25 protein-coding genes are annotated in these 26,588 nt (G+C 70.1%); 12 read left to right on the top strand and 13 right to left on the bottom strand.

From position 1 onward, the window contains the following. Positions 1-398 precede the first annotated feature (398 nt). Complete coding sequence (locus tag MKL09_RS30705) at positions 399-1,778, bottom strand: RsmB/NOP family class I SAM-dependent RNA methyltransferase (RefSeq protein WP_313901219.1); 1,380 nt, start codon at positions 1,776-1,778, stop codon at positions 399-401. Between the two features lie 58 nt (positions 1,779-1,836). Here MKL09_RS30705 and MKL09_RS30700 point away from each other — a divergent pair, with 58 nt between their 5' ends. The 3 genes from MKL09_RS30700 to MKL09_RS30690 all read left to right on the top strand — a co-directional run bounded on the left by MKL09_RS30700 (position 1,837) and on the right by MKL09_RS30690 (position 2,852). Then, complete coding sequence (locus tag MKL09_RS30700) at positions 1,837-2,058, top strand: DUF1674 domain-containing protein (protein WP_244025732.1); 222 nt, start codon at positions 1,837-1,839, stop codon at positions 2,056-2,058. 62 nt (positions 2,059-2,120) lie between these two features. Beyond that, positions 2,121-2,429 carry a cupin domain-containing protein gene (locus MKL09_RS30695; RefSeq protein ID WP_244025731.1) on the top strand — a complete coding sequence of 103 codons (309 nt, stop codon included), beginning with the start codon at positions 2,121-2,123 and terminating at the stop codon, positions 2,427-2,429. Positions 2,430-2,486: 57 nt separating this feature from the next. Beyond that, entirely contained in the window at positions 2,487-2,852 is a 366-nt protein-coding gene (locus MKL09_RS30690) for a nucleotidyltransferase domain-containing protein (RefSeq protein ID WP_244025730.1), read from the top strand. 36 nt (positions 2,853-2,888) lie between these two features. Here MKL09_RS30690 and MKL09_RS30685 read toward each other — a convergent pair whose 3' ends face one another. Further along, the gene (locus MKL09_RS30685) at positions 2,889-3,395 is read right to left on the bottom strand and encodes a L,D-transpeptidase (protein ID WP_244025729.1); all 507 of its coding nucleotides are present in this window, start codon (positions 3,393-3,395) and stop codon (positions 2,889-2,891) included. Positions 3,396-3,546: 151 nt separating this feature from the next. After that, a complete protein-coding gene (gene bluB / locus MKL09_RS30680) occupies positions 3,547-4,203 on the bottom strand; it encodes a 5,6-dimethylbenzimidazole synthase (RefSeq protein WP_244025728.1) in 657 nt (218 codons plus the stop codon). 337 nt (positions 4,204-4,540) lie between these two features. Between bluB and MKL09_RS30675 the strand changes: the two genes are divergently transcribed. Beyond that, complete coding sequence (locus MKL09_RS30675) at positions 4,541-4,915, top strand: DUF2794 domain-containing protein (protein ID WP_244025727.1); 375 nt, start codon at positions 4,541-4,543, stop codon at positions 4,913-4,915. A 5-nt stretch (positions 4,916-4,920) separates the two neighbouring features. On the opposite strand, the gene MKL09_RS30670 is transcribed toward MKL09_RS30675, so the two are convergent. From MKL09_RS30670 to MKL09_RS30655, 4 genes are all read right to left on the bottom strand, one after another. Continuing rightward, entirely contained in the window at positions 4,921-5,814 is an 894-nt protein-coding gene (locus tag MKL09_RS30670; RefSeq protein ID WP_244025726.1) for a dihydrodipicolinate synthase family protein, read from the bottom strand. 96 nt (positions 5,815-5,910) lie between these two features. Continuing rightward, complete coding sequence (locus MKL09_RS30665; protein WP_244025725.1) at positions 5,911-6,681, bottom strand: Bax inhibitor-1/YccA family protein; 771 nt, start codon at positions 6,679-6,681, stop codon at positions 5,911-5,913. 318 nt (positions 6,682-6,999) lie between these two features. Continuing rightward, complete coding sequence (locus MKL09_RS30660) at positions 7,000-9,579, bottom strand: ABC transporter permease (RefSeq protein ID WP_244025724.1); 2,580 nt, start codon at positions 9,577-9,579, stop codon at positions 7,000-7,002. After that, positions 9,579-10,280 carry an ABC transporter ATP-binding protein gene (locus MKL09_RS30655; protein WP_409567022.1) on the bottom strand — a complete coding sequence of 234 codons (702 nt, stop codon included), beginning with the start codon at positions 10,278-10,280 and terminating at the stop codon, positions 9,579-9,581. Before MKL09_RS30655 ends, MKL09_RS30660 begins: the two co-directional genes overlap by 1 nt. Before the next feature lie 189 nt (positions 10,281-10,469). Here MKL09_RS30655 and MKL09_RS30650 point away from each other — a divergent pair, with 189 nt between their 5' ends. Both MKL09_RS30650 and thpR read left to right on the top strand, forming a co-directional pair. Continuing rightward, positions 10,470-11,069, top strand: a complete 600-nt coding sequence (locus tag MKL09_RS30650) for an arylesterase (protein WP_244025723.1) — start codon at positions 10,470-10,472, stop codon at positions 11,067-11,069. Then, the gene (thpR, locus tag MKL09_RS30645) at positions 11,069-11,608 is read left to right on the top strand and encodes an RNA 2',3'-cyclic phosphodiesterase (protein WP_244025722.1); all 540 of its coding nucleotides are present in this window, start codon (positions 11,069-11,071) and stop codon (positions 11,606-11,608) included. The genes MKL09_RS30650 and thpR overlap by 1 nt, the downstream gene beginning before the upstream one ends. 156 nt (positions 11,609-11,764) lie before the next feature. On the opposite strand, the gene coaA is transcribed toward thpR, so the two are convergent. The 3 genes from coaA to MKL09_RS30630 all read right to left on the bottom strand — a co-directional run bounded on the left by coaA (position 11,765) and on the right by MKL09_RS30630 (position 14,163). Beyond that, positions 11,765-12,754 (bottom strand): type I pantothenate kinase, encoded by a 990-nt coding sequence (coaA, locus tag MKL09_RS30640; RefSeq protein WP_092040482.1) that lies wholly within the window; start codon positions 12,752-12,754, stop codon positions 11,765-11,767. Continuing rightward, positions 12,751-13,074 (bottom strand): phosphoribosyl-ATP diphosphatase, encoded by a 324-nt coding sequence (locus tag MKL09_RS30635; RefSeq protein WP_244025721.1) that lies wholly within the window; start codon positions 13,072-13,074, stop codon positions 12,751-12,753. The genes coaA and MKL09_RS30635 overlap by 4 nt, the downstream gene beginning before the upstream one ends. Positions 13,075-13,215: 141 nt before the next feature. After that, positions 13,216-14,163 (bottom strand): aspartate carbamoyltransferase catalytic subunit, encoded by a 948-nt coding sequence (locus tag MKL09_RS30630; protein WP_244025720.1) that lies wholly within the window; start codon positions 14,161-14,163, stop codon positions 13,216-13,218. 183 nt (positions 14,164-14,346) lie between these two features. Between MKL09_RS30630 and MKL09_RS30625 the strand changes: the two genes are divergently transcribed. The 3 genes from MKL09_RS30625 to topA all read left to right on the top strand — a co-directional run bounded on the left by MKL09_RS30625 (position 14,347) and on the right by topA (position 19,240). Further along, entirely contained in the window at positions 14,347-15,210 is an 864-nt protein-coding gene (locus MKL09_RS30625) for a cytochrome b/b6 domain-containing protein (RefSeq protein WP_244025735.1), read from the top strand. Next, complete coding sequence (locus MKL09_RS30620; RefSeq protein ID WP_244025719.1) at positions 15,207-16,160, top strand: molybdopterin-dependent oxidoreductase; 954 nt, start codon at positions 15,207-15,209, stop codon at positions 16,158-16,160. Before MKL09_RS30625 ends, MKL09_RS30620 begins: the two co-directional genes overlap by 4 nt. A gap of 347 nt (positions 16,161-16,507) precedes the next feature. Beyond that, on the top strand, positions 16,508-19,240 hold the full coding sequence (gene topA, locus MKL09_RS30615) for a type I DNA topoisomerase (protein ID WP_244025718.1): 2,733 nt from the start codon (positions 16,508-16,510) through the stop codon (positions 19,238-19,240). A gap of 24 nt (positions 19,241-19,264) precedes the next feature. Here the strand turns inward: topA and MKL09_RS30610 are convergent, their stop codons facing one another. Further along, on the bottom strand, positions 19,265-19,453 hold the full coding sequence (locus MKL09_RS30610; protein ID WP_244025717.1) for a hypothetical protein: 189 nt from the start codon (positions 19,451-19,453) through the stop codon (positions 19,265-19,267). Positions 19,454-19,788: 335 nt separating this feature from the next. On the opposite strand from MKL09_RS30610, the gene parE reads away from it, so the two are divergent. Further along, on the top strand, positions 19,789-21,849 hold the full coding sequence (gene parE / locus MKL09_RS30605) for a DNA topoisomerase IV subunit B (protein ID WP_244025716.1): 2,061 nt from the start codon (positions 19,789-19,791) through the stop codon (positions 21,847-21,849). A 503-nt stretch (positions 21,850-22,352) separates the two neighbouring features. Here the strand turns inward: parE and MKL09_RS30600 are convergent. Both MKL09_RS30600 and MKL09_RS30595 read right to left on the bottom strand, forming a co-directional pair. After that, positions 22,353-22,844 carry a PRC-barrel domain-containing protein gene (locus MKL09_RS30600; RefSeq protein WP_244025715.1) on the bottom strand — a complete coding sequence of 164 codons (492 nt, stop codon included), beginning with the start codon at positions 22,842-22,844 and terminating at the stop codon, positions 22,353-22,355. 176 nt (positions 22,845-23,020) lie between these two features. Continuing rightward, positions 23,021-23,887 (bottom strand): outer membrane protein, encoded by an 867-nt coding sequence (locus MKL09_RS30595; protein WP_244025714.1) that lies wholly within the window; start codon positions 23,885-23,887, stop codon positions 23,021-23,023. Between the two features lie 454 nt (positions 23,888-24,341). On the opposite strand from MKL09_RS30595, the gene MKL09_RS30590 reads away from it, so the two are divergent. Further along, positions 24,342-24,692 carry a hypothetical protein gene (locus MKL09_RS30590; protein ID WP_244025713.1) on the top strand — a complete coding sequence of 117 codons (351 nt, stop codon included), beginning with the start codon at positions 24,342-24,344 and terminating at the stop codon, positions 24,690-24,692. A gap of 185 nt (positions 24,693-24,877) precedes the next feature. Further along, the gene (locus MKL09_RS30585) at positions 24,878-26,521 is read left to right on the top strand and encodes a DEAD/DEAH box helicase (RefSeq protein WP_244025712.1); all 1,644 of its coding nucleotides are present in this window, start codon (positions 24,878-24,880) and stop codon (positions 26,519-26,521) included. Positions 26,522-26,588 lie beyond the last annotated feature (67 nt).

Below are 26,588 nucleotides of genomic sequence, written 5' to 3'. Positions count from 1 at the left end.
ACCCCGCCGGGCAAACTGCCGCCCGATCTCACGCCCGTCACCGAGACACGCCCCGCATCGGTTCGCCGCCCGGGGCGATCGCGGCTGAGAGCCACCGACGCGGGCATCGCCCTGCTCTCCGAACCCGCCGGTCAGCCACCGCACGGACCCCAGAGGAGCGCCGCGAAGTCACCCCCGCGGCACCGGAGGACAGGTGACGGCTAATGAGCACAAAATAGGAACATTGTCAAGGGGTGGGGTCGCGTGTTTCGCTTGCTCCGTCATCGCGAGCGCAGCGAAGCGACCCAGGGATCCACTTCATTCTGTGAGCGCGCGCGGCGCTGGGTTGCTTCGCTGCGCTCGCAATGACGACGGAGGATACGTCAACCGTCCGTTCGCGCGCAGCAATAAGGGCTCCCTCACCCCACCCGTTCGAGCCGGCTCGCGAAAAAGCCGTCGAGGCCGCCGCGGGCGCCCGGGATCTCGGGCAGATGGCACGGCAGGGTGCGCAGATCGCCGTTGGCGTCGATCATCTCGGTGGCGCCGCCGACCTCGTCCGGCTGGACCGGCACGCGCCGGTAGCGCGCGTCGCGGGCCAGGAAGGCGGCGACCTGCGCCTCGCCCTCCTCCGGCTCCAGCGAGCAGGTGCAGTAGACCAGCCGGCCGCCGAGGCGGACCAGCCCGGCCGCGTGGTCGAGGAGCTTGGTCTGAAGCGTTGCCAGCCGGGCGATGTCGGCCTCCGACTTGGTCCAGGCCACGTCCGGGTGGCGCCGGATCGTGCCGGTGGCCGAGCACGGCGCGTCGAGGAGCACGGCATCGTGGTCCTGCGGCTCCAACGCCAGGGCGTCGGCCACCGCGATGGTGACGTCGAGGCCGAGCCGGGCGACGTTCTCGCGCAGGCGCTCCAGCCGCGGCGCCGAACGGTCGACGGCGGTGACATGGGCGCCGGTGGCGGCGAGCTGCATCGTCTTGCCGCCCGGCGCGGCGCAGAGGTCGAGGACGCGGGCGCCGGCCTGCGGCGCCAGCAGCCGGGCCGGGATCGCCGCCGCGGCGTCCTGCACCCACCAGGCGCCGTCCTGGAAGCCCGGCAGGTCGGGGATCGCCGGGCCGTTCTCCGGCAGCCGCAGGGAGCCGGTCGGCAGCCGCACCGCGCCGAGCGCCTCGACCCATTCGGCCGCGTCGCCGCGCGGGGTCAGGTCGATCGTCGCGCCGGCGAGATGCGCCCGCGCGATCGCGCCGGCGCGCTCCGGCCCGTAGGCCGCGCTCCAGCGGCGTGCCAGCCAGTCCGGCGTGTTGACGGCGAGCGCGTCGGCGGATTCGGCCAGGATCGCGTCGCGCTCCCGGGCGACCCGGCGCAGCACCGCGTTGACGAGGCCGGCGAGATGGGTGGTCCTGTCGTCACCCTTGGCGAGCCGCACCGCGCAATCGACGGCGGCGTGATCGGGAATGGCGAGGTCGAGGATCTGGGCGGTGGCGGTGGCGAGCAGCGCCGTGAGCCGCGGCTTCTCGACCGGCAGGCCGCGCTCCAGCCGGGTCGCCAGGGCGGCCCGGATCAGGCCGTAGCGCCGGAAGGTCGCCACTGCGATCGCCCGGGCCAGGGCGGCGTCGCCCGGGCTCAGCGCCTCGGCCCGGATCGCCAGCGCCAGGGACTCGTCAAGGGCCGGGGGGCGCTGCTGGCCGATCATCTCGGCCACCACCTGCATGGCAGCCCGCCGGGCGCCGAGGCCGGCGCTGTCGGCCGTGGTCGCACCCGTCGCCGTCTCGACCCGCGTGTTGCGGCCTGTGTCCCGCGATGCCACTTTGACTCCTGAACCCGATGAACCCTCAGGCCCACGCCCTCACACCCGAGCGACCGCGATGCAAGACCCGAACGGACAGGATGCGACCGATGGCGCGGCGACCGCGCGCAAGCTCAGCCCCGCGGCGGAGCGTGCGCTCGCCGAGGCGGCAGAGCGTCGCGCCGCCATCGACGCCCGCGCGGCCGAGATCCGCGCCACCCCGGAGCGCCTCGGCCGCGGCGGCCTCGAGCCGGTGCGCTACCAGGATTGGGAGGTGAAGGGGCTCGCGGTCGACTTCTGATTGACCCGGAACGGGCCGGTCCACGCGCCGTTGCCCTGCCTCACGGACAGGGAGACGAGACGATGACCACGAAGGTATCGGCCCATAGCGCGGCCGCCGGACCGCACGGCGAGATCGCCCTGGCGCGGGGCGAGCGGCTCGGGATGCGGATGTGGCGGGCCGAGGAGCCGAATGCCGACAAGCCGGTGACGTCCTCGCCGCACGAGACCGTGGGCTACGTGATCAGCGGCCGGGCCGAGTTGGTCGTCGGCGGCGAGACCGTCGCGCTCGCGGCGGGCGATTCGTACTGCGTCCCGGCCGGCGCCGAGCACACCTATCGGATTCTCGAGACCTTCACCGCCGTGGAGGCGACCGCGCCGCCGGCGAAGTAGGGCGCGCTTCGGTCGGCTCTCTGTGCGCGTTGCAGCTCTGTGCTGTACACTTGCATCATGAACCATGCGCTTGCCCCGGACAGGTTGTCGCCGCCGCTCGCCGCGGCCGTCGAACGTCTGCGCGCCATCGCGCCTGTCGAGCGGGTCATCCTGTTCGGCAGCCGCGCCCGAGGTGACCACGACGACGACAGCGACTGGGACCTGTGCGTCCTGCTGGACGACGACATTCCGGCGGGACGCTACACGCCGGTCTCCCTGTGGCAGGCCGTGCGCGATCTCGGCGCGACGATCCAAGTGGTCCCGATGCGCAGGAGCGTGTTCGAGACCAGCCGCAACGACATTAATACGCTGGCGCATGACGTCGCCGCGGACGGTCTTGTCCTTTACGACAAGGTGAAGGGTTTTCGGCTGTCAGTGGTCTGATCAGCAGAGCTTCCTGATCACCCCCACGCGCGATCCTCACCGCGTCATGTAGACCTGCGCGCCGACATCGACCCGGGCATAGAGATCGACCACGTCCTGGTTGTACATCCGGATGCAGCCATAGGACGCGTAGGTGCCGACCGAGTTCGGCCGGTTGGTGCCGTGGATCGCATATTCGCCGCCGGCCAGGGTCATCGCGGCGGCGCCCATCGGGTTGCTCGGCGAGCCGCCGGCGATGAGGTTCGGCAGCCGCGGGTTGTCGCGCTTGACCTCGGCCGGCGGCGACCAGGCGGGGGCGACATACTTGCCGTCGATCGCGGCCGTCCCGAACCATTGCTTGCCGGGCCGGCCGACCGCCACGGGATAGCGGATCGCGGTGCCGTCGCCGTTCACCAGATAGAGCTTGCGCTGGGACACGCTGATCACCACCGAGCCGGGCGCGACGCCGTTCTGGAACGGCACCACCTCCCTGGCCTGGGCCGCCCCCAAGCAACCCGCCAGCATTGCGCCGGCCATCCCGAATACAGCCAACCGACTCGACATCACAGACTTCCTCGACACGCAAGAGATCGTGCCGGCCAGTAATCCACGGCCGCGCTTGCCGTTCCACGAAAAGCTATGGTTGATGCGGCGTTGATCCCGGGAAGTCTTGGGGAGGGTAAAGAAGGAGCGTAAATCCGGCGGTCGGCCCGGTTCAGCGCTCGAACAGCTCGGCCCCGCGCGGGTCCTCCGCCTGCCAGCCGTGGCGCTCCAGTTCCGGGTCGAGATGCTCCTCCACCGGGTGGCCGACGCAGAGATAGGCGACGAGCCGCCAGGTCTCCGGCACGGCCAGGATCCCGGTGACGCGGGCCGGCTCCAGGATCGAGACCCAGCCGACCCCGAGCCCGCGCGCCCGGGCGGCCAGCCAGAAGCACTGCACCGCCCCGACCACCGAATAGGCCAGGGTCTCGGGCATGCTGGCCCGGCCGAGGCCCAGGCCGGTGTCGGTGGCATCGTCGCAGAAGACGGCCAGGTGCACCGGCGCCTCGTTCAGGCCGGCGAGCTTGAGCGCCCGGTAGCGCGCCGCCCGCGCTGCATCGTAGCCCTCCGCGGCGGCCGCGTTGCAGCGGGAGAAGCTGTTCGCGATGGCGGCGCGTCGGGCCGGGTCGGAGACGCGGACGAAGCGCCAGGGCCGGCTGTTGCCCACCGACGGCGCCCGCTGAGCCGCGGCCAGGCAGGCGCGCAAGCTGTCCGGGTCGACCGCTGCGTCCGGCCGGAAGCGGCGCACGTCGCGGCGCCACGCGAACAGCGTGTCGAGGGTCTGGATGAAGGCGTCGTCGAAGGCGGGCGGACCCATGATGCGGCTCGCCATACCCGTATCCCGCAGTCAACGGGAGACAAAAAAGGCCGCCCGGAGGGGCGGCCTGAAGTCCTTGGGTCTCGAAACCTCGGAGTGCCGAATTCTGGGATCCCGACCGGTGACCGAAGGCTGGGGAGCTGGGTTACGGCCGCTGGCCGGGCAGGAGCCGGCGAGGTTCAGGGGCTGTTGTACTGCCGCAACGCGGCTCGCAAAAGGCGCAAATCGGGCGGAACCATGTTTTTTGCCGCTAGGATGTGTCTCGCGCGACACGGGGCCTCGCCGAAGCGACCCTTGCGGGGCGCGGCGGCGGGGGCCATCATCCGGCAAAGCAGGGCACGACGGAGTGACGATGACGGAGCGGACGAGTGCGGGGTCGAGGCCCGACGAAGCGGTGGGCCATGTCATTCCGTTCCCCGCCCCCGCGGCTCCTCCGCAGATCGCCTTCAACCGGGACGAGCTGCGCACGATCTTCAACCTCTACGGCCGGCAGGTCGCTGCGGGCGAGTGGCGCGACTACGCCATGGATTTCCGCCGGGACAAGGCGGTGTTCTCGATCTACCGCCGCGCCTCCGAGATGCCGCTCTACCGCATCGAGAAGGACCCGAAGCTCGCCCGCCGCCAGGGCGCCTACGCGGTGATCGCCGCCAGCGGGCTGGTGATGAAGCGCGGGACGGAGCTGTCCCGGGTGCTCGCCGTGCTGGAGCCGCCGCCTCGGGCTGTCTGAGCCTCTCAGGCCAAGTTCAAGGTTCGGACGGTGGCGACGACCTCGTCCCGGATCTCCGGCGCCAGCGGCAGGATCGGCCGTGGCGGCTCGGCCCGGCAAAGGCCGAGATGGTCGGCCAGCGCGTAGACCACGCGCAGGCTCGAATGCGCCTGGAACAGCGCCCAGAGCGGTGCAAGCTCCGCGTTCAGCGCCCGGGCTTGCGCGGTGTCACCCGCCTGGACGGCGCGGGTGATCGCCAGGCAGGTTTTCGGGAACAGGCCGCCGGCCACGCTGAACCAAGCCGCGCCGCCGGCGATTAGGGCCTCGGTCACGTTCCAGTCGCCGCTGAAGCCGACGGGAAAACCTGCCGGGACCGCGTCCCTGAGAGCCGTAACCCCGGCCGCGGCGGCCTCGAGCACCGGCGCGGGGCATTTGGCCGCTACCACGCCGGGCAGGCGCGCGATCCGGCCGATCAGGGCCGGTGAGAAGCGGAAATGCGTGGTCCCGGGGTTGTCGTAGATCACCAGCGGCAGGCCGCCCTTCCCCGCTACGGCCTCGAAGTGCCGGAACACCTCGTCGTCGGTGAGCGGCGTGTAGGAGACCGGCGCCAGCAGGCCGGCATCGGCGCCCGCTGCCCGGGCGTCCCTGGCCAGCCGGATCGCCGCGTCGGTGCGCAGCGCCCCGATCCCGACCAAGATCGGCACCCGGCCATCCACCGCCTCGGCGGCGATGGCCACGGCGCGGCGGCGTTCCTCCCGGGACAGGTAGGCGTAGGTCCCGGTGCTGCCGAGCAGGCCGATCGAATCGACCCCGGCCGAAGCGAGGCGCTCCAGCAGCCGGCGCAAACCCTCGGCATCGACGCGGCCCTCGGCGTCGCTCGGGGTGATCGGAAAGGCGGAGAGACCCGAGATCGCGTGCATGGCGGCACGATAGCGCGCGGACGCCGCCGGTACAGACAAAAAGAAGCCCCGGCGGTTTCCCGCCGAGGCTTCCTGAAGTCCGGGTTCGTGTTGGGCTTAGCGGCGGTCGCCGATCAGGCTCAGCAGGAACTGGAACATGTTGATGAAGTCCAGATAGAGGGTCAGGGCGCCGTTGACCGACATCTTGGCCGCCATCTCACCGTCGAAGCTGCTGGAGAGATACATCTCCTTGAGCTTCTGGGTGTCGTAGGCGGTCAGCCCCGCGAAGATCAGCACGCCGAGCACCGAGATGGCGAACTGCAGCGCCGACGAGGCGAAGAAGATGTTCACGAGCGACGCCAGGATGATGCCGATCAGGCCCATCATCAGGAACGAGCCCATGCCCGAGAGGCTACGCTGGGTGGTGTAGCCGTACAGGCTCAGCGAGCCGAAGGCCGCCGCCGTGATGAAGAACACCTGGATCACGCTCGCCCCGGTGAAGACCAGGAGGAGCGAGGACATCGAGGCGCCCATCACCGCCGCGAAGGCCCAGAACATCGTCCGGGCCGACGCGGCCGACATCCGGTCCATCCGCATCGAGAAGACGAAGATGAACGCGAGCGGGGCGAGCATCAAGACCCACTTGAGCGGGCTGGTGTAGAGGACCTGACCGAAGGAAGTCAGGATCGGGCGCGAGCCCTGATAGGCCGCGACCGACGCCATGTTCAGGCCGAGGGCGACGAGACCGGAAATGCCGAGCCCGACGACCATGTTGTTGTAGACGCCGAGCATGAAAGTGCGCAGGCCCTGATCGACCTGAACCTGGCTGCCGGCGTAACCGGACGGCTGCTGGGCGCCGTACCGGAAGGGTGAGTTCTCGAATGCCATGGGAGTTTCCTTGCGGAGGCTCTCTCAGCGTGGTGTTTCGGGCGAGGCCCACGCAGGACCTCTGGCGCCAGGCTGGCGCCTCAACCGGGAATATGTTGCGCGGCCGCCGCCCGCACAAGTCCCCGGCCACGGTTGCGGGGTCGCTTTTCAGGCCGCGGACGATGTATTTTTTGTCCATGATGGCAGGGATTAAAACGGATTCCCGCAATCACGACCGCCGGTTCGACTGTCGGTTGACCGGATTGCCGCGATCCGATCTCTCGACCGTGAAGTCTTAACCATCCGCCGGACCGATGACGGAGGTGCGAAGACCGCTGGCTAGATCTGCCGGAGATACGGCGCGGGCTTTTGCCCCAGGATCCGCCAGGTCCCGGCCAGCCCGAGGAGAATCGCCAGCGCCACCGCGGCTGTGGCTGCGACCAGCGCCCCCGACAGGTCGAGGCGGAAGTCGAGGTGCATGACTTTCGCCACGATCACCCAGCCGGCGACGCTGCCGGCGGCGAGGCCGAACAGGGCGGTGGCGAGCCCAAGGGCCGCGTACTCGATGGCGTAGGCCGAGAGCAGCCGCGCCCGGCTGGCGCCCAGCACCTTGAGCACGACGGCGTCGTAGAGTCGGGCCCGGTGGCCGGCCGCGATCGCCCCGGCCAGCACGAACAGGCTCGCCAGCACCGCCACGGCGCTCGCCCCGCGGATCGCCAGGACCAGCCGTCCGACGAGGTCGCCGATCGCGTCCAGCGCGTCCTTGACCCGCACGGCGCTCACCGACGGGAACGTCTTGGCGACGTCGCGCAGGATGCGGTTCTCGGCCCCCGAATCGGTGCCGCCGGGGAGCGACAGGGTGGCGAGGTCGGAATGCGGCGCGCCGCGGAAGGTGCCGGGCGAGAACACCATCACGAAGTTGATGCCGAGGTTGCGCCACTCCACCCGGCGCAGGTTGAAGATCGTCGCGGTCAGGTCACGCCCGAGGACGTTGACGGTGACGCTGTCGCCGACCTTCAGCCCAAGCTGGCGTGCGAGCTCGGCCTCGAACGAGACCAGGGGCTTGGCGCCCTGCTCGGCGCTCCACCAGGCGCCGTCCGTGAGGGTCGAGCCGTCGGGCACCGTGTCGGCGTAAGTGATGCCCCGGTCGCCGTCGAGGACCCAGGCGGCGTCCTCCGGGGGGCGGATCTTGCTGGCCGGCACGCCGTTCAGAGCGACGATCCGGCCGCGCATCATCGGCACGTCCTCGATCTTGCCGTTGGGGGCCGAGCGCGCCAGGAACGCCCGGAACTCGGCGGCGTCGCGCGACGGGATGTCGAGGAAGAACAGGTTCGGCGCCCGCGCCGGCAGGGTCGCGCTGATCGTCCGGCGGACATTGGCGTCGATCAGGCTGAGGGTGACCAGCAGCGTCACGCCGAGGCCCAGGGACAGGACGATGGCAGGCGTCAGCGCGCCGGGCCGGTGGAGGTTCGCCAGCGCCATCCGGGGCGCCGGCCAGCGCGGATGCGGCAGGCGGCGGGCGAGCGCCATCAGGCCGAGCGCCACCCCGTGCAGAAGCGCGAACGCGATGGCCGCAGCCGCGATGAAGATCAGCGCCACGCGCCGGTCGAACGCCGTCCCGACCGACAGGCCGACCAGGGCCGCGAGGCTCAAGCCCAGCCAGATCCGGTAGCGCCAGCGCGGGCTGACCCGGGCCGGATCGACCGTGTCGCGGAACAGGCCGGAGACCGGCACGTCGTGGGCGCGGCCGAGCGGCGTGATCGCGAACGCGAAGGCAGTGAGCAGCCCGTAGGCGGCGGCCAGCGCCAGCTCGCCCGGCGCCAAAGTCGGGTTCAGGGGCAGCGGCAGGTCGGCGGAGAACAGGGCGTCCAGCAGGAACGGCAGGCTCGCGCCGATCGCGAGCCCGATCAGGGTCCCGATCCCGGCGATCAGCATCACCTGCGTCAGGTACAGGGCGACCACCTGCGAGCCCGGGGCGCCGACGCTCTTGAGCGTCGCGATCGAGGGCCGCTTGCGCTCCACTAAGGCGTGGACGGCGTTGCCGACGCCAACCCCGCCGACGATCAGCGCAGTCAGACCCACCAGGGTCAGGAACTGGGTGAAGCGCTCGATGCTCTTGGCGAATCGCGGGTCGGCGTTGGTGCGCGACCGGATCTCCCAGCCGGCCTCCGGGGTCGCGGAACGGATCCGTGCCTGCGCGCTGTCGAGATCCGAGTCCCGGGCGGCGTCCTTGGGCAGGACGATGCGGTAGCTCCAGCGGTTGAGGCTGCCCGGCTGGACCAGGCCGGTGGCGCGGAGCGTCGGTTCCGCGATCATCAGCCGCGGGCCGAAGCCGATGCCGCCGGCGATCTTGTCGGGCTCGGACGTGAGCGTGCCGCGGATCGCCACCGGGTGCCCGGCCAGGGCGATTCGGTCGCCGACCTTGACGTCGAGGCGGGTGAGCAGGGCCGGATCCGCGAGTGCGCCCGGCGCCCCGTCCCGCTCGGCCAGGAGGTCGGCGAGCCGGCCCGGCGGATCGGTGACGAGCTCTCCGGCCGCCGGGTAGCTCGCGGGATCGACGGCCTTCAGCTCGACCAACGCGGCGTCGCCGCTGCCCGCCACCGCCATGGCGCGCAAGGACGCCACGGCGTCGACCCGGCCCTCGCGCGAGAGGGCCTGCCGCTCCGCGTCGGTCGCCTCGCGGTTGATCAGGTTGTAGGCGAGATCGCCCCCGAGGATCCGCCGCCCTTCGCGGCCGAGGCCGTCGGAGAGCGAGCGCGAGATCGAGGCCACGCCGGCGATCGCCGCGACGCCGAGCGCGATGCAGGCGAGGAACACCCCGAAGCCGGACAGGCCGGCGCGCAATTCGCGCACGGCCAGGCGCAGGGTGAGCGGGATGCGCCGGGGGGAAGGTTCGGGGCGGGTGACCGTGCCGTGCATCAGGCGCTCACCGCCTCCTCGATCCGGCCCGAGCGCAGGCGCACAATGCGATCGCACAGGCGGGCGAGGCCGTTGTCGTGGGTGACCAGCACAAGCGTGGCGCCGCGGTCGCGCTTCAGCCGGAACAGGAGATCCACGATCTGGCGGCCGGTGGCCTCGTCGAGATTGCCGGTGGGCTCGTCGGCCACCAGGATCGCCGGGTCCGGCGCCACAGCCCGGGCGATGGCGACGCGCTGCTGCTCGCCGCCCGAGAGCTGGGCCGGGTAATGGTGCAGCCGGTGCCCGAGGCCGACCGCCTCCAGCTCGGCGCGGGCCCGCTCCAGCGCGCCGGGCCGGTCGGCGAGTTCCAGCGGCAGCGCGACGTTCTCGAGCGCCGTCATGGTCGGGACCAGATGGAAGGCCTGGAACACGATGCCGATCCGCCGGCCCCGGAAGCGGGCGAGCGCGTCCTCGTCGAGGCGGGCGAGGTCGGTGTCCTCGATCACCACGCCGCCGGAATCCGGCCGCTCCAGCCCAGCCATCACCATCAGCAGGGTCGATTTGCCCGAGCCCGAGGGGCCGACCAGCCCCACCGCCTCGCCGCGATCGACGCTCAGCGAGATGCCGCGCAGGACGTGCACCCGCGCGGCGCCGCGGCCGAGGCTGAGATCGATGGCGGACAACGCGATCGCCGGCTCGCGCAGCACCTTGTCGTGGCTCACGGGGCGGACGATCTGTGGGCGATGACGAGCATGGCGCGCGAGGTCCTGACTTGGCTGCGAACTTGGCTGCACGGGCCGTTGATGCACCGCGATATGGGGGGCGCAATGGGGCCGCGCCATGACCGCGTGCGCCGCGCCCGACGGGCGGCCCTGTTTGTCGCAGCGCTAGCGGGTCTGATGGTCCCTTTCATGACAGCGACGCACGCGGCACCCGGCGGCCCGATCAAGCTCGTCGCGCTCGGCGACAGCCTCACCGCCGGCTACCGCCTGCCGTCGGAGGCCGCCTTTCCGACCGTGCTGGAGCGCCTGCTCAAGGCCAAGGGCGCGGACGTGACGGTCGCCAATGCCGGCGTCTCCGGCGACACCGCAACCGGCGGCCTCGACCGGGTCGACTGGTCGGTGCCGGACGGGACCGCCGGGGTGATCCTCGAACTCGGCGCCAACGACATGCTGCGCGGCACCGACCCGAAGGTCACCGAGGGGGCGCTCGCGGCGATCATCGAGCGGCTCAAGGCCCGGGGGATCCCGGTGCTGCTCGCCGGCATGCAGGCCGCGCCCAATCTCGGGCCGGACTACAAGGCGCGGTTCGACGCGATCTTCCCGAATCTCGCCAAGCGCTACGACCTGATCCTCTACCCGTTCTTCCTCGACGGGATCGTCGGCGACCGGGCCCAGCACCTTGACGACGGGCTGCACCCGAACCGGCAGGGCGTCGAGACCATCGCGACCCGGATCCTCCCCACGGTCGAGACGTTTCTGGGGGGCCTCCGGCAGGGGGCGGCGCGGTAGTGCCGCGGCTGTTCACCGGGCTCGCGGTGCCGCCCGAGGTCGCGGACGCGCTGCGGCTCTACCGGGGCGGCCTGCCGGGCGCGCGCTGGATCGAGCCCGGCGACTACCACGTCACCCTGCGCTTCCTCGGCGATATCGCGATTCCTGTGGCCGAGGACGTGCTGGAGGCGATGGCCGAGATGCGGGTACGCCCTGCCCTGACGGTGACCCTCGACGGGCTCGGCATCTTCGGCGGCGAGAGGCCGCGGGCCCTCTACGCGGCGGTCGTGCCGAGCCCGGAGCTGATCGACCTCCAGGCCGAGCAGGAGCGGCTGGTGCGCCGGGCCGGGATCGAGCCGGAGCGCCGAAAGTTCACCCCGCACGTCACCCTGGCGCGCCTCAAGCGCGACGCCAGCCCGGAAGCGGTGGCGATGTATCTCTCGCAAGGGCCGGCCTTCGCGCCGCTGAGCTTCACCGCCGACCGGGTGACGCTGTTCTCGGCCAAGGAATCGACCGGGGGCGGGCCGTACCTGGCCGAGGCGGAGTTTCCGTTCGTCTAACGCCTACACGCCAACCCACCACCTCATCCTGAGGTGCCGCGGAGCGGCCTCGAAGGAGGGATCCAGAGATCGCAGTGTCGTCTGGAGGCCTCCTTCGAGGCCCGCTGCCGCGGGCACCTCAGGATGAGGGCGTTGGGTTGGATGCCCGGAATGAGCCTACAGCCGCCGCAAAGCCACGCTCTCGATCCGGTGGCTCGCGCCCTTGGTCAGGATCAGGCTCGCCCGCTGGCGGGTGGGCAGGATATTCTCGCGCAGGTTCGGCAGGTTGATCGTCGTCCAGAGCCGGTCGGCGATGTCCAGGGCCTCGCGCTCGGGCACCTCGGCGTATTTGCGGAAATAGGAGCGCGGGTCGCGGAACGCGGTCTGGCGCAGGCGCATGAACCGGGTGACGTACCAGCGGTGCAGGTCGTCCTCGTGGCCGTCGAGATAGATCGAGAAGTCGAAGAAGTCGGATACGAACGGGATCGCGGTGCCGTCTCGCGGCAGGCGGGCGGGCTGGAGCACGTTCAGGCCCTCGACGATCAGGATGTCGGGGCTCTCGACCACCCGCTCCTCCCCGGGCACCCGGTCGTAGACCAGGTGCGAGTAGAGCGGCGCGGTCACCCGCTTGTGCCCGGCCTTCACGTCGTGGAGGAAGCGCAGCAGCGCGGCGGTGTCGTAGCTCTCAGGAAAACCCTTGCGCTCCATGATGCCGTTGGCGGTCAGCTCGGCATTGGGCAGCAGGAACCCGTCGGTGGTGACGAGGTCGACCTTCGGGGTGTTGGGCCAGCGCGCCAGCAGCGCCGCGAGGATGCGCGCGGTGGTCGACTTGCCCACCGCCACCGAGCCGGCCAGCCCGATGATGTAGGGGGCCTTGGTCTCGCGCTCGGCCAGGAGGAAACGCTGCGTCGCCTTGAACAGGCCCTGCGTCGCCGCGACGTAGAGCGAGAGCAGCCGCGACAGCGGCAGGTAGATCGCCACCACTTCCTCGACCGAGATCGGGTCGTTGATCGATTGCAGCCGCTCGATATCCTCGGCCTTCAGGGTCAGCGGCGTGTCGGCACGCAGCTGCGCCCATTCCTCGCGGCTGAACCGGCGATAGGGCGAGAGCCGATCCGATGCGTCGAGGATCGCCTCGACCGAGCCCGGCAGCGCGGCCGCGTTCACGCGTGGCGCCTCGCGGCCTTCTCGGCGATCCCGCTCTGGGCGGTGCGGCGCTCCAGCTCCGCCATCACGGCGTCGAGCTCGACGCCCCCGGCCCGGAGCAGGACCAGGAGGTGGTAGAGCACGTCCGCGGCCTCGTTCCGGAGGCCGGTCTTGTCGCCCTGCACGGCCGCGATGGCCGCCTCCACCGCCTCCTCGCCGAGCTTTTTGGCCGCCTTGGCGGGCCCCTCGGACAGGAGCTTGGCCGTGTAGGAGGTCTCCGGGTCGGTCCCGGCGCGGCTCGCGACGAGCTTGGCGAGGTCGGCGAGCGTGTAGGCGGTCATGAAGCGATCTGCATGTGAGGTCGGCCTTGCTGGTTCGGCCGAGGCCGTATTCGGCAGGAAACTGCGCTACGACCGCGCCGCGGGCAAGGAGCCCGGGTGAAGGCGGCCGGGCTTTGTCCGGCTTAAGGTTGATGCGCGCGCTCAGCTGTTCGGCAGGTGGCGGGCCAGCGCCTCCAGCACGGCCATGCGCACGGCCACGCCCATCTCGACCTGCTCGCGGATCAGCGACTGCGCGCCGTCGGCGATCTCGGAAGAAATCTCGACGCCGCGGTTCATCGGGCCCGGATGCATCACCAGGGCGTCGGGCTTGGCCAGCGCCAGCTTCTCGCCGTCCAGGCCGAAATACCGAAAATACTCCTTCACGGAGGGCACGAACGAGCCGTTCATGCGCTCGCGCTGGAGACGCAGCATCATCACGATGTCGCAGCCGTCCAGGCCCTTGCGCATGTCTGTGAAGGTCTCGACGCCGAAGCGCGCGATCCCGGCGGGCAGCAGCGTCGAGGGGGCGATCAGGCGCACGCGTGCGCCCATCGCCTGCAGCAGGATGATGTTCGACCGCGCCACCCGCGAGTGTAGGACGTCGCCGCAGATCGCGACCTGAAGGCCCTCGATCCGGCCCTTGTTGCGGCGGATCGTCAGCGCGTCGAGCAGCGCCTGGGTCGGGTGCTCGTGGGCGCCGTCGCCGGCATTGACCACCGCGCAATCGACCTTCCTGGCCAAGAGGTGCACGGCGCCAGCCGATTCGTGGCGGACCACGATGATGTCCGGCCGCATCGCGTTGAGCGTCGCGGCGGTGTCGATCAGGGTCTCGCCCTTCTTCACCGAGGACGAGGCCACCGACATGTTCATCACGTCGGCGCCGAGCCGTTTGCCGGCCAGCTCGAAGGAGGATTGCGTCCGGGTCGAGGGCTCGAAGAACAGGTTGATCTGGGTGCGGCCCCGGAGCGTCGTGCGCTTCTTCTCGACCTGCCGGGAGATGTCGACGGCGGCATCGGCCGCGTCGAGCAGCGTCTCGATGTCGGGCCGGGTCAGCCCCTCGATGCCGAGGAGGTGCCGGTGCGGGAAGGCCGGAGGCGCGGGACTCGTCATGATGAGACGGGGGTGTAGGTCCGGCTCGCCGTCCCGGCAAGGCGGGCAAGCGCCTGCGGCCCTTTTCATGGCCTATGCCTGCGGCCTTTTTTCATCGGTTGGTAACTTGCGCGTCCGCTCCACGTATCAGCGGCATCCGCATCGCCACGACCCTCGCGAGACGCATTCTTGAGTACCGAAAGCCTGGACGCGACCCCCGCGCGCGAAGCCCCCGAGACCGTCGACGCCTCGGGGCGCCGCTGGTTCTACCGCCACCCCGCGGTGATCCGGGTGGCGCACTGGATCAACGCCGCGGTGCTGCTGGTGCTGCTGATGAGCGGCCTGCAGATCTTCAACGCCCACCCGGCCCTGTACTGGGGCGCGGTCTCGACCTTCGACGATCCCGCCCTGGCGATCACCAGCGAGCAGGGACGCGACGGCACAAATCGCGGCGTCGTCACGGTCGGCTCGCACAGCTTCGACACCACCGGGGTGCTCGGCCTGTCCCGGGAAGGCGGCGCCGCCGTGGACCGGGCGTTCCCGGCCTGGGCGACGCTCCCGGCGGACCAGGACCTCACCACCGGGCGGCGCTGGCACTTCCTGTTCGCCTGGTTCCTGGTGCTGAACGGTGCGGTCTATCTCCTCTACGGGCTGTTCAGCGGCCAGCTGCGCCGCCGCCTGATCCCCGACGGCGACCAGATCCGCGATTTCGGCGGCTCCGTGAAGGAACACCTGCTGCTGCGCTTTCCCGAAGGCGAGGAGGCCAAGCGCTACAACGTCATCCAGAAGCTCACCTATTTCGTCGTGGTGCTGGGCCTGCTGCCCGCCATGGTACTGGCCGGGCTCGCCATGTCGCCGGGCGTCGATGCCGCCTGGCCCTGGTTGCCGGATCTGTTCGGCGGCCGGCAATCGGCGCGCAGCATCCACTTCATCGCCGCCGGGCTGCTGGTGCTGTTCGTGGTCGTCCACGTGGTGCTGGTGCTGGTCTCGGGCTTCGTCAACAACATGCGCGGCATGCTCACCGGCTGGTTCAGCCTCGGCCGTCCCGAGAAGGAGACCGCGCGATGATCCTGCACCGCCGCAAGCTGCTCACCGCCGGCGCCGGGCTCGCCGGAACCGCCCTGCTCGGCGGCTGTGACCGCTTCGCCGGGACCGAGGCCGGGCGCCGCACCCTCAAGGTCGGCGAGGATGCCAACCTGTTCGTCCAACGCCTGCTGATGTCGCCCGCGACCCTCGCCCGGGAATTCCCGGCCACGATGATTTCGCCCTGGTTCAAGCCGAACGGCACCATCGACCCGCCGGACCGGGAATTCCGCGTCCTGGCGGCGAAAAAGTTTTCCGATTTCAAGCTCACGATCGATGGCCTGGTGCAGAAGCCGCTGTCGCTCAGCCTGGCGGATCTGCGCGGGCTGCCGTCGCGCACCCAGATCACCCGCCACGATTGCGTGGAGGGCTGGAGCTGCATCGGGCAGTGGTCCGGCGTGCCGCTGGCCGAGGTCCTGAACCGGGCCGGGTTGAAGCCGCAGGCGCGCTATGCGGTGTTCCACTGCGCCGACACGCTGGAATATGCCGGCGGCGGTCTCGAGGGCGGCGACGGCGCCTCCCTGTGGCGCCCCGAGCATCCGAGCCATGTCCGCGACGGCATTATCCAGCTCGCCGCCGCCGAGGATTGGGGCGGCGGCGCGCCGACCGCGACCGACGCGCCCAAGGACGATTGGGGCCAGGGCGCGCCGGAGCCGGAGGCGCCCGAGGATAAGCGCACGCCGATCCGCTATTATGAGAGCATCGACCTGTTCGATGCCTTCAACCCGCAGACGATCCTGGCCTACGACCTCAACGGCAAGCCGCTGCCGGTCTCGAACGGCGCGCCCCTACGCCTGCGGGTGGAGCGTCAGCTCGGCTACAAGCAGGCCAAATACGTGATGCGGGTCGAGCTGGTGGACTCGCTGGCGGGCTTCGGCCAGGGCGCCGGCGGCTACTGGGAGGATCGCGGCTACGAGTGGTACGCGGGGATCTAAGCCGGTCGGACGATGCGCCACCGTCATTGCGAGCGCAGCGAAGCAACCGAGGGACCCGCCAGGTTCGGGAATCGCGCGCCACGCTGGGTTGCTTCGCTGCGCTCGCAATGACGGCACGGGGTAATTCAGCCAACCGTCAGTGACAGCGCGCAAAGTTGCCTGCTCGGCCAAGGTCCTGCCGCGTTTGGCCGGATCGACGGTGACCGCCCGCCATTTGACAACCCGCCCCTCGTAACCCACTTGTCCCCGGCGCGCGGCCCCGGCCCGACGGCGGGCATTCGTCCCACGCGAATTTCGAACAGAATTCGTCCGTCGCGCCCAGGCTCCGTCGAGGGGCAGAGGTCTGAATGAAAGTCGTCGTCGTCGAGTCGCCGGCCAAAGCCAAGACGATCAATAAGTATCTTGGCCGCGACTATGAGGTGATCGCCTCCTTCGGGCACATCCGCGACCTGCCGGCCAAGGACGGCTCGGTCGATCCCGAGCAGGATTTCCACATGGTCTGGGAACTCGCGGACCGGGGCGCCAGCCGGGTCAGCGAGATCGCCAAGGCGTGCAAGGGCGCGGACAAGCTGATCCTGGCGACCGACCCGGATCGCGAGGGCGAGGCGATCTCCTGGCACGTGCTAGAGGCGCTGAACGCCCGCAAGGCGCTCAAGGGCATCCCGGTCGAGCGCGTCACCTTCAACGCCATCACCAAGGCCTCGGTCGAGGCGGCGATGCGCAAGCCGCGCGAGATCGACCAGGCGCTGGTCGACGCCTACCTGGCGCGTCGGGCGCTGGATTACCTCGTCGGTTTCAACCTCTCGCCGGTGCTGTGGCGCAAGCTCCCCGGCGCCCGCTCGGCCGGCCGCGTGCAGTCGGTGGCTTTGCGGCTCGTGGTCGAGCGCGAGATGGAGATCGAGAGCTTCAAGCCGCGCGAGTACTGGTCGATCGTCGCGACGCTGACCACCACGGACGGCGCGACCTTCGAGGCGCGCCTCGTCGGCGCCGACGGCAAGCGGATCCAGCGTCTCGATGTCGGCACCGGCGACGCGGCGGCCGCGTTCAAGCGCGACCTCGAGCTCGCGACCTTCCAGGTGGCGAGCGTCGAGGCGAAGCCGGCCAAGCGCCATCCGCAGCCGCCCTTCACCACTTCGACCCTCCAGCAGGAGGCATCGCGCAAACTCGGGATGGCGCCGGCGCAGACCATGCGGGTCGCGCAGCGCCTCTACGAGGGCGTCGATGTCGGCGGCGAGACGGTCGGCATCATTACCTACATGCGGACCGACGGCGTCGACATGGCACCGGAGGCGATCCAGGACACCCGCAAGGTCATCGGCAAGGAGTTCGGCGACCGCTACGTGCCGGACGTGCCGCGCAAGTACAGCGTCAAGGCCAAGAATGCGCAGGAGGCCCACGAGGCCGTGCGCCCGACCGACATGAGCCGCCTGCCCAAGATGGTGGCCCGCCACCTCGAGCCGGAGCAGGCCAAGCTCTACGACCTGATCTGGACCCGCACCATGGCGAGCCAGATGGAATCGGCCGAGCTGGAGCGCACCACCGTGGACGTCACGGCCAATGTCGGCCCGCGCCGGATCGACCTGCGCGCCACCGGCCAGGTCGTGAAGTTCGACGGCTTCCTGGCCCTCTACCAGGAGGGCAAGGACGACGAGGAGGACGAGGAGAGCAAGCGCCTGCCGCCGATGAAGGCCGGCGATCCGCTCACCCGCGAGCGCATCACCTCGACCCAGCACTTCACCGAGCCGCCGCCGCGCTATTCCGAGGCGAGCCTGGTCAAGCGCATGGAGGAACTCGGCATCGGCCGCCCCTCGACCTACGCGGCCGTTCTCCAGACTCTGCGCGACCGCGAATACGTGAAAATCGAAAAGAAACGGCTGCAGCCGGAGGATAAGGGACGGCTCGTCACCGGCTTCCTGGAGAGCTTCTTCCGGCGCTACGTCGAGTACGACTTCACCGCCGACCTCGAAGGCCAGCTCGATCGGGTCTCCAACGCCGAGATCGACTGGCGGGCGGTGCTGCGCGATTTCTGGAAGGACTTTTCCGCGGCGATCGGCGAGACCAAGGAGCTGCGCGTCACCGACGTGCTGGAGGCGCTCAACGGCCTGCTCGGCCCGCACATCTTCCCCGATAAGGGCGACGGCTCGAACCCGCGCACCTGCACGGTCTGCGGCACCGGCCAGCTCTCGCTCAAGCTCGGCAAGTTCGGCGCCTTCATCGGCTGCTCGAACTACCCGGAGTGCAAGTACACCCGCCAGCTCTCGGCCTCGGGGGTCGACGGCGACGGTGACGGCTCCTCCGGTGAAGGCGGCCAGCCGGGCGTGCGGGTCCTGGGCAACGACCCCGTCACCGGGATGCCGGTGACGATCCGCGACGGGCGGTTCGGGCCGTTCGTGCAGCTCGGCGAGACCTCTACCGAGAAGGACGCCGCGAAACCGAAGCGCTCGTCGCTGCCGAAGGGGCTGTCGCCCTCCGAGGTCGGTCTTGAGAAGGCGCTCGCCCTGCTGTCGCTGCCGCGCGAGGTGGCGCGTCACCCCGAGACCGGCGAGCCGATCCTGGCCAATCTCGGCCGGTTCGGTCCCTACGTGCAGCACGGGAAGATGTACGCCAATCTCGGCAAGGACGACGACGTGCTCGAGATCGGGGCGAACCGCGCCATCGACCTGATCGTCGCCAAGGAGCAGGGCGGCGGCCGCGGCCGCCCGGCCGCCGATCCGGGCCGGCCGCTTGGCAAGGACGAGACGAGCGGGCGCGACCTCGTGGTCAAGGCCGGCAAGTACGGCCCCTACGTCACCGATGGCGAGGTCAATGCCACGCTGCCGAAGACCATGAATGCCGAGGCGCTGACCCTCGACGCGGCGATCGCGCTGGTGAATGCCAAGCGGGCGTCGGGCGGCGGCAAGCCGGTCAAGCGCGGCTCGGCGCGCAAGAGCCCGGCCCGGGCTGCGGCCGGCGACAAGCCGGCGGCGAAGAAGACCGCTGCGAAGAAGCCTGCGGCGGCCAAGAGTTCTGCGGCCAAGAGTTCTACAGCCAAGAGCCCTGCAGCCAAGAAGGCGCCAGCCAGGAAGTCGGGCGCCGGCTGAGACCGGTCGCCTGATCGACGACGGTCAGACCAGGTAGCTGATCGTCGCCGCCAGGGCGGTGGCGAAGGTCGCGATGGCGACGGTCGCGGAGGCCATGAGCAGGCGGGATTGCGGTGCGGTCACCGCTTCCTCGTCGCACCCGAAGGCGGTGCCTGCGGCATGCTCGAAACGGATCAGGGTGAGGCGGCGAGCCTCGATCGCGGCGTTGCTCATCGACGGCGGCTCCCTGACCACGGTCAAGTTGTTTTCCGATCCAACGCGGACGGAGTCATCCGGTTCCGATCCGGGACGGCGAGGAAGCGTTAACTCACCGTTGTGCAACGTCGTGATGACGGCAGCCGCCGCGAGAGACCGCCGGACGCGGGCTGCGCCCCTCGCTCGTGGCGGCGCAGCATGCGAAGGTAGGGCGGTTCGGCGACGCACCGGACGCTCTGGATGTTTCTGTTTTGTTCCGCTATGATGCGGGGATGAAGGCGCATGCTGCACGATCGAACGCCCGTCTGCCCGACACCGAGCCGGCCGATGCGCCGCGTTCGCGGAGGCCGCGCGTGAGCGATCCGGCGCGCGACCTGTTCGGGCCCGGCAGCAAGCCCCCTGCCCCGCGTCCGGTGGAGCCGCGGCGGCGGCTTGCGGAATCGGCCTCGGTCCCGACCCTGGCGGCGGCCGAGCCCGAGGCCGGCTACACCGCCTCCGACATCGAGGTGCTGGAGGGCTTGGAGCCGGTCCGGCGCCGGCCCGGCATGTATATCGGCGGCACCGACGAGCGGGCGCTCCACCACCTCTTCGCCGAGGTGATCGACAATTCCATGGACGAGGCGGTGGCCGGCCATGCCAGCTTCATCGAGGTCGAGCTGGAGGAATCCGGCTCTCTGGTGATCACCGACAACGGCCGCGGCATCCCGGTGGACCCGCACCCGAAATTCCCCGGCAAGTCGGCGCTCGAAGTCATCATGACGACGCTGCATGCCGGCGGAAAGTTCGACTCGAAGGTCTACGAGACCTCCGGCGGCCTGCACGGCGTCGGCATCTCGGTGGTCAACGCCCTGTCAGACGTCCTCGAGGTCGAGGTCGCCCGCAACCAGACCCTCTACCGCCAGACCTTCTCCCGCGGCCACGCGCAGGGAGCGCTGGAGCTGGTCGGCCGGGTGCAGAACCGGCGCGGCACCCGGGTGCGGTTCCACCCCGATGCCGAGATCTTCGGCTCGCTGAAGTTCGACCCGCGCCGCCTGTTCAAGATGGCGCGCTCGAAGGCTTACCTGTTCGGCGGCGTCGAGATCCGCTGGCGCTGCGCCCCTGCCCTGCTCGAGGGCCTGGAAGGCGTGCCGGCCGAGGCGGTGCACCGGTTCCCGGACGGCCTGCGCGATTACCTGGCCCGGGACATCGAGGGCAAGGAGCTGGTCACCGAGGCGATGTTCACCGGCAAGGTGACCAAGCCCGGCTCGCACGGCTCGCTCGAATGGGCGGTGGCCTGGATGGTCGCCGAGGACGGCTTCTCGCATTCCTACTGCAACACCATCCCGACGCCGGAGGGCGGCACCCACGAGGCCGGCCTGCGGGTGGCGCTGCTGCGGGGCCTGCGCGAGCACGCCGAGCGCGTGAACCAGGCCAAGCGCATGACCGCGGTGACCACCGACGACGTCATGGCGACCTGCGCGTCGATGATGTCGGTGTTCATCCGCGAGCCGGAATTCCAGGGCCAGACCAAGGACAAGCTCGCCACCGTGGAGGCCCAGCGCATCGTCGAGACGGCGGTGCGCGACGCCTTCGACCATTGGCTGGCCGCCTCCCCGGCCCAGGCCAACAAGCTGCTCGACTGGGTGATCGACCGGGCCGAGGAGCGGCTGCGCCGGCGCCAGGAGAAGGAGGTCGCCCGCAAGAGCGCGACCCGCAAGCTGCGCCTGCCCGGCAAGCTGGCCGATTGCTCGGCCGCCGGCACGGCGGGCTCCGAGATCTTCATCGTCGAGGGCGATTCCGCCGGCGGCTCGGCCAAGCAGGCCCGCGACCGCACCACCCAGGCGATCCTGCCCCTGCGCGGCAAGATCCTCAACGTCGCCTCGGCCTCCAGGGACAAGCTCGGCGCCAATCAGCTCATCTCCGACCTGACCCTGGCGCTTGGCTGCGGTACCGGCGCGGCCTTCCGCGAGGCGGATCTGCGCTACGACAAGGTGATCATCATGACGGACGCCGATGTCGACGGCGCCCACATCGCGTCGCTGCTGATCACGTTCTTCTACCGGCAGATGCCGAAGCTGATCGACCGGGGCCACCTCTACCTGGCGATCCCGCCGCTCTACCGGCTGCAGCAGGGCTCCAAGGTGGCCTATGCGCGGGACGACGCCGACCGGGAGCGGATCACCAAGACGGTGTTCAAGGGCGGCAAGGTCGAGATCGGGCGCTTCAAGGGCCTGGGCGAGATGATGCCGGCCCAGCTCAAGGAGACCACCATGGACCCGAAGAAGCGCACGCTGCTCCGGGTCGCGATCCTCGACGAGGCCAGGGAATCCACCGGCGACACGGTGGAGCGCCTGATGGGCAACAAGCCCGAGGCCCGCTTCGCCTTCATCAGCGAGCGCGCCGCCTTCGCCGAGGGGGCGGATCTGGATATTTGAGAGGGGTGACCGCTGCCCTCAGGGCCGAGGCACGGGTTTCCAAAGGGCGGGCTCTTTGGCGCGGGATATCGGGGCCGAGCCCTGATGTATCGGGCGAAGCTCCGGCGGCAGGGTTTCACCCTGCATCCACAAAAGGTCCGAGACCCAGCCCTTTCAAGGTGTTTGGCGCAGCAATTCAGGCGAGACGCGACGCGCTCTCCTCCCCCTTGCGGGGAGGAGCTGGAGGTGGGGGTGGGGGTGGTTCAGAAGGCACCGTTAGGCTCGATCCTGCACCACCCCCACCCCTGACCCCTCCCCGCAAGGGGGCGGGGAAAGCGCCAGCTTTTCCAAAGCGTTGGCGTCAAGTGTAGACGTGTGAACCCGTTGGCGAAACGTCCCGAACGCGGCCCAATCCAAACACCTTGAAAGGGCTGGGTCCGAGACCTTTTGAAACCAGGATCTTTCATTACGCTAGGTTTAGCGACGGCTCAGGTCTGGATGCCTTAACGCTGACTCGGATCGGTCTAATCCGCCGCCATCGCCTTGGCCGGGTCGAAGGGCTGGGCGGCCGCGAGCGTGTCCTTGCTCATGTTGAGCACGGCGGAGAAGCGATCCCCGCCCGGCCGCAGCACGAGGGCATCGGGCTCCACGGCGATGCGCTTGCTCCCGAGACCCAGGACGCCCCCGATATCCAGCACCACCGCTTTCAGGGCACCGCCATCGGCAATCAGCAGGTCGTCGATCGTGCCGACCTTGTCGCCCGCCGGATTGCGCACCACGACGCCGATCATGGTGGAGGCCATGAAGGCGGCCGGCTTGAGCCCCTGCCGCTTGGCGGCGGCCTCCGCGCTTCCCGCCGTCATCAGCCGCCCGCGCCCCGCGCCTCCGGTCGACGTGCCGGGCCCGGTGCCGGGCAGCACCGTCTTGTTGCCGATCACGCTGGCGTCCTGGGCTCCGGCGGGGGACCCGGCCAGGGCGATGACGGCCAGCGTCAGAAAAACGAGGGACTTTCGCATGGGGAATTGCTCCGGAGCATCCGAGCAATCCGGGCGCTACGGGCATAATCGCAGGTCGGAACGGCCGTTCCTGTCGTCCCTGTCGCACCGGGTCTCCGGAAACGACGAAGGGCCCGACCTTGCAGCCGGACCCTCCCTCGCTGCGGCGCCGGCTGGGCCGGCGCCGAGGTTCGATCTTAGTACGAGCCGAACTTGTAGTTCACGCCGGCGCGGACGACGGCGAACTCGGTGTTGGCGGCGGCGCCGTTGAGGTAGGCGGTGCCGTTCGGGGCCAGCAGGTTGCCGTAGAACACGCCGCCGGCGGTGTTCTTCTGGCGGTCCAGGTTCACGTACAGGCCTTCGACCCTCAGGGTCACGGCCGAGGACTTGAAGAAGTTCAGGAACGAGTCGGTGGGCAGGGCGTACTCGAGACCGCCGCCGACGGCGTAGCCGGAGCGGAAGCTGTCGCGGAAGCGGTTGCCAGCGAAGTTCTGGTCGTCCTGGCCCGAGCCGTAGGCGTAACCGCCGGTGGCGTACACGAGGGTCCGGTCGAAGGCGTAGCCGAGGCGGCCGCGCACGGTGCCGAAGTAGTCGAGGCCGTTGCCGCTGGTGGCGACGAAGGCGCGGGGGGCCGAGAACGCGAAGCCCGGGGCGCCGACGACGCCGTAGTTCTGGGTGGCGTTGGCGCGGCGGGCGAAGTCGACGTACTGGGCGTCAGCCTCGATGCCGACCACGACGCCGGAGCCCGGCGTGAACTGGTAGTTGTAGCCGATCTGCGCGCCGCCGGTGAAGCCGTCGTTGTTGCTGCGGTTGTTGACGCTGACGACGGCGTTGGTGCCAGCCGAGTTGATCAGCGAGCCGGCCGGCAGGGCGTAGTTGGTGGTGTTGCGGCTGCTGGCATCGAAGCCGTAGCCGGCGTTAACGCCGACGTAGAAGCCCGTCCAGGTGAACACCGGCACCGGCGTGAACACCGGCGGCGGCGCAGCGCGACGCGGCAGGTCGGCCGCGGAAGCCGCGGCGGTCAGGCCGACGAGAACGGTCGATGCAAGAAGAACTTTTTTCATGGTGCCATTGGTCCTGGGGTTGGCTTGAGCCGGCTGCCTTCTAGGCGCTCTAGGTCGGCGGGTCTGTCGCTTTCCTGCAACAAGCCCTGCGAGACTAGCCCGATCTCGTCAACGAAAGGTGAAGGTTACGCGCGCACATTCCCATCATCGGCAGGCAGCCGGGTATCGGAAGCTGCATCAGACTTCTAACAAAACCTGAAGACTAGCTGGAACCGCCGTGTCGGTCCGTTGCAGGATCTGGCCGATTCGGAGTCCGCATTGATGAGAGTCCCGCGAGCGGGCCTCGGAGGTGGCGTTTTATTTCGGGACGCTCGGCGCGTCGCGGGCCGGTCTTGCGTAAGCCGCCGGTTAACCCTGTTCCCTTAAGCCTGCCGGCATCACCTGTTTAAACCTGCCGGCATCACCCCTGGCCGGTCCCGCGGCTTGGCGGCGATGGTGGCGGAGAGGATCGTTCATGCTCGCGCCCGGCGAACGGCCCACGAAACCCTTCGGAACCCGCCGACCCGCCGCCGAGACGGAGACCGGCGTCCCGTCGAACCTCGGCGCGAAGTCGCCGGACCGGCCCGCGGGATCCTTGGCCTGGGCGCTCCGCATCTCGGCCTTCGTCGGGCTGCTCGCGCTCGTCGCGACCCACCAGCTCGCCCGGCTGACCCAGGCCGACCCGGCGCCGGCACGGCTTGCCCTGGACGGACGCGGCCTCCCGGCCGATCCGGAGACCACCGGCTCGATCGCGGCCGCCGGCGCCGCGCGGGCGATCCGCCTCGATCCGTGCCTGCTGCCCGCCCTGGACCGCCGCCAGCCCTGATCGGCTGTGCGTGGGACCCGGATGCGCGCATTGCGAGATTGACAAGCCGCGCCAAGCCCCTAACTGACTTGCCCATGCGCCCCGCGGCCACGGGAGCGTTCGTGCGCCCTATCAGAGCCTTCCCGAGCCGTTGCCGCGACGGTGTCCATCGCGCCGGCCGGGCGCGCAACGGTTCCTGAACGCAGATGCTATTTTCCGACCTGGGACTGAGCGAGAAAGTCCTCAACGCCGTCGAAACGGCGGGTTACACCGAGCCGACGCCGATCCAGGCTCAGGCCATCCCCCACGTGCTGGCGCGCCGGGACGTTCTCGGGATCGCCCAGACCGGCACCGGCAAGACCGCGGCGTTCACGCTGCCGATGCTGACGCTGCTGGAGAACGGCCGCGCCCGCGCCCGGATGCCGCGCACGCTGATCCTGGAGCCGACCCGCGAGCTGGCGGCGCAGGTGGTCGAGAATTTCGACCGCTACGGCACCAACCACAAGCTCAACGTCGCGCTGATCATCGGCGGCGTCTCGTTCGCCGACCAGGACGCCAAGCTGACCCGCGGCACCGATGTGCTGATCGCGACGCCGGGGCGACTGCTCGACCATTTCGAGCGCGGCAAGCTGCTGCTCACCGGGGTCGAGCTCCTGGTCATCGACGAGGCCGACCGCATGCTCGACATGGGGTTCATCCCCGATATCGAGCGGATCGTGAAGATGGTGCCGTTCACCCGGCAGACCCTGTTCTTCTCCGCGACCATGCCGCCCGAGATCGAGCGGCTGGCCGACATGTTCCTGCACAACCCACAGCGAATCGAGGTGGCGCGGCCGGCCTCCACGGCTTCGACCATCACGCAGCGGCTTGTGGCGGTCGGCTCCGAGGGGCATGCCAAGCGCGAGCGCCTGCGCAGCCTGATCCGCGGCGAGGCCGATCTGAACAACGCCATCATCTTCTGCAACCGCAAGCGCGACGTGGCGCTGCTGCAGAAGTCGCTGGTCAGCCACGGCTTCGACGCCGCGGCGCTCCACGGCGACATGGACCAGCGGGCGCGCACCACTGCGCTCGATGCCTTCCGCGCCGGAGAGACCGCCCTGCTGGTCGCCAGCGACGTGGCTGCGCGCGGCCTCGACATCCCGGCGGTGAGCCACGTCTTCAACTTCGACATCCCGCACCACCCGGAGGATTACGTCCACCGCATCGGCCGCACCGGCCGGGCGGGCCGGAGCGGCGCCGCCTACACGTTGGTCGCCCCCGGAGACGACCGCTCGCTCGGTGCCATCGAGGCGCTGATTGGGCAGCCGATCCCCTGGCTCGACGGCGACCTGTCCACGATCGCCGATTCGTCCGCCGATACCGGCACGCGCCATCGCGGCCGGTCGGGCGAGGGCCGCGGCGGCCGGCGTTCGGCCAAGTCCGAAGGGCGATCCTCCGAAGGGCGATCCTCCGAGGGGCGCTCCGAGAAGCGCGCGTCCGAGGGCAGGTCATCCGAGAGTCGCTCGTCCGAGGGTAGATCGTCCGAGAGTCGGTCGTCGGAAGCCCGGTCGTCGGACTCGCGTTCGCCCGAGGCCAAACCCGAGGTTCGGGCCGGGGCCAAACCGGAGGCCAGATCCGAGCCCAGGTCCAACGCTCGCGGCGAGGCCGAGGGCCGTCAGCGCTCGCGCGGCGGCTCCGGCGGCCAGCGCAGCGAGGGCCGTGCGGCCCCGCGTCCCGAGCCGGTGCGCGAGGACCGGGTGCGTGAGGAGCGCGGCCGCCGCAACGAGCCCGACGGCGATACGCCGATCGGTCTTGGCTCACATGTTCCGGCTTTCTTGCTTCGACCAGTCTTAGCAAAGAAAGAGAAGTAACGTCTGGTTTAACGTTCCGGCTACGAACGCGGACTAGATTGGTTTTGGGCCGTCACGTGATCCACCG

Source organism: Methylobacterium sp. J-048 (genome assembly GCF_022829515.1).
GTDB lineage: Bacteria > Pseudomonadota > Alphaproteobacteria > Rhizobiales > Beijerinckiaceae > Methylobacterium.
This window is presented reverse-complemented; position numbering and strand designations above follow the sequence as displayed.

What these genes read in the sequence shown, in the direction of transcription:
- MKL09_RS30700 (WP_244025732.1), top strand. Translation starts at nt 1,837, where the DNA reads ATGCAAGACCCGAACGGACAGGATGCGACCGATGGCGCGGCGACCGCG.
- MKL09_RS30695 (WP_244025731.1), top strand. Translation starts at nt 2,121, where the DNA reads ATGACCACGAAGGTATCGGCCCATAGCGCGGCCGCCGGACCGCACGGC.
- MKL09_RS30690 (WP_244025730.1), top strand. Translation starts at nt 2,487, where the DNA reads ATGAACCATGCGCTTGCCCCGGACAGGTTGTCGCCGCCGCTCGCCGCG.
- MKL09_RS30685 (WP_244025729.1), bottom strand. Translation starts at nt 3,395, where the DNA reads ATGTCGAGTCGGTTGGCTGTATTCGGGATGGCCGGCGCAATGCTGGCG.
- bluB (WP_244025728.1), bottom strand. Translation starts at nt 4,203, where the DNA reads ATGGCGAGCCGCATCATGGGTCCGCCCGCCTTCGACGACGCCTTCATC.
- MKL09_RS30675 (WP_244025727.1), top strand. Translation starts at nt 4,541, where the DNA reads ATGACGGAGCGGACGAGTGCGGGGTCGAGGCCCGACGAAGCGGTGGGC.
- MKL09_RS30670 (WP_244025726.1), bottom strand. Translation starts at nt 5,814, where the DNA reads ATGCACGCGATCTCGGGTCTCTCCGCCTTTCCGATCACCCCGAGCGAC.
- MKL09_RS30665 (WP_244025725.1), bottom strand. Translation starts at nt 6,681, where the DNA reads ATGGCATTCGAGAACTCACCCTTCCGGTACGGCGCCCAGCAGCCGTCC.
- MKL09_RS30660 (WP_244025724.1), bottom strand. Translation starts at nt 9,579, where the DNA reads ATGCACGGCACGGTCACCCGCCCCGAACCTTCCCCCCGGCGCATCCCG.
- MKL09_RS30650 (WP_244025723.1), top strand. Translation starts at nt 10,470, where the DNA reads ATGACAGCGACGCACGCGGCACCCGGCGGCCCGATCAAGCTCGTCGCG.
- MKL09_RS30635 (WP_244025721.1), bottom strand. Translation starts at nt 13,074, where the DNA reads ATGACCGCCTACACGCTCGCCGACCTCGCCAAGCTCGTCGCGAGCCGC.
- MKL09_RS30630 (WP_244025720.1), bottom strand. Translation starts at nt 14,163, where the DNA reads ATGACGAGTCCCGCGCCTCCGGCCTTCCCGCACCGGCACCTCCTCGGC.
- MKL09_RS30620 (WP_244025719.1), top strand. Translation starts at nt 15,207, where the DNA reads ATGATCCTGCACCGCCGCAAGCTGCTCACCGCCGGCGCCGGGCTCGCC.
- topA (WP_244025718.1), top strand. Translation starts at nt 16,508, where the DNA reads ATGAAAGTCGTCGTCGTCGAGTCGCCGGCCAAAGCCAAGACGATCAAT.
- MKL09_RS30610 (WP_244025717.1), bottom strand. Translation starts at nt 19,453, where the DNA reads ATGAGCAACGCCGCGATCGAGGCTCGCCGCCTCACCCTGATCCGTTTC.
- MKL09_RS30600 (WP_244025715.1), bottom strand. Translation starts at nt 22,844, where the DNA reads ATGCGAAAGTCCCTCGTTTTTCTGACGCTGGCCGTCATCGCCCTGGCC.
- MKL09_RS30595 (WP_244025714.1), bottom strand. Translation starts at nt 23,887, where the DNA reads ATGAAAAAAGTTCTTCTTGCATCGACCGTTCTCGTCGGCCTGACCGCC.
- MKL09_RS30590 (WP_244025713.1), top strand. Translation starts at nt 24,342, where the DNA reads ATGCTCGCGCCCGGCGAACGGCCCACGAAACCCTTCGGAACCCGCCGA.
- MKL09_RS30585 (WP_244025712.1), top strand. Translation starts at nt 24,878, where the DNA reads ATGCTATTTTCCGACCTGGGACTGAGCGAGAAAGTCCTCAACGCCGTC.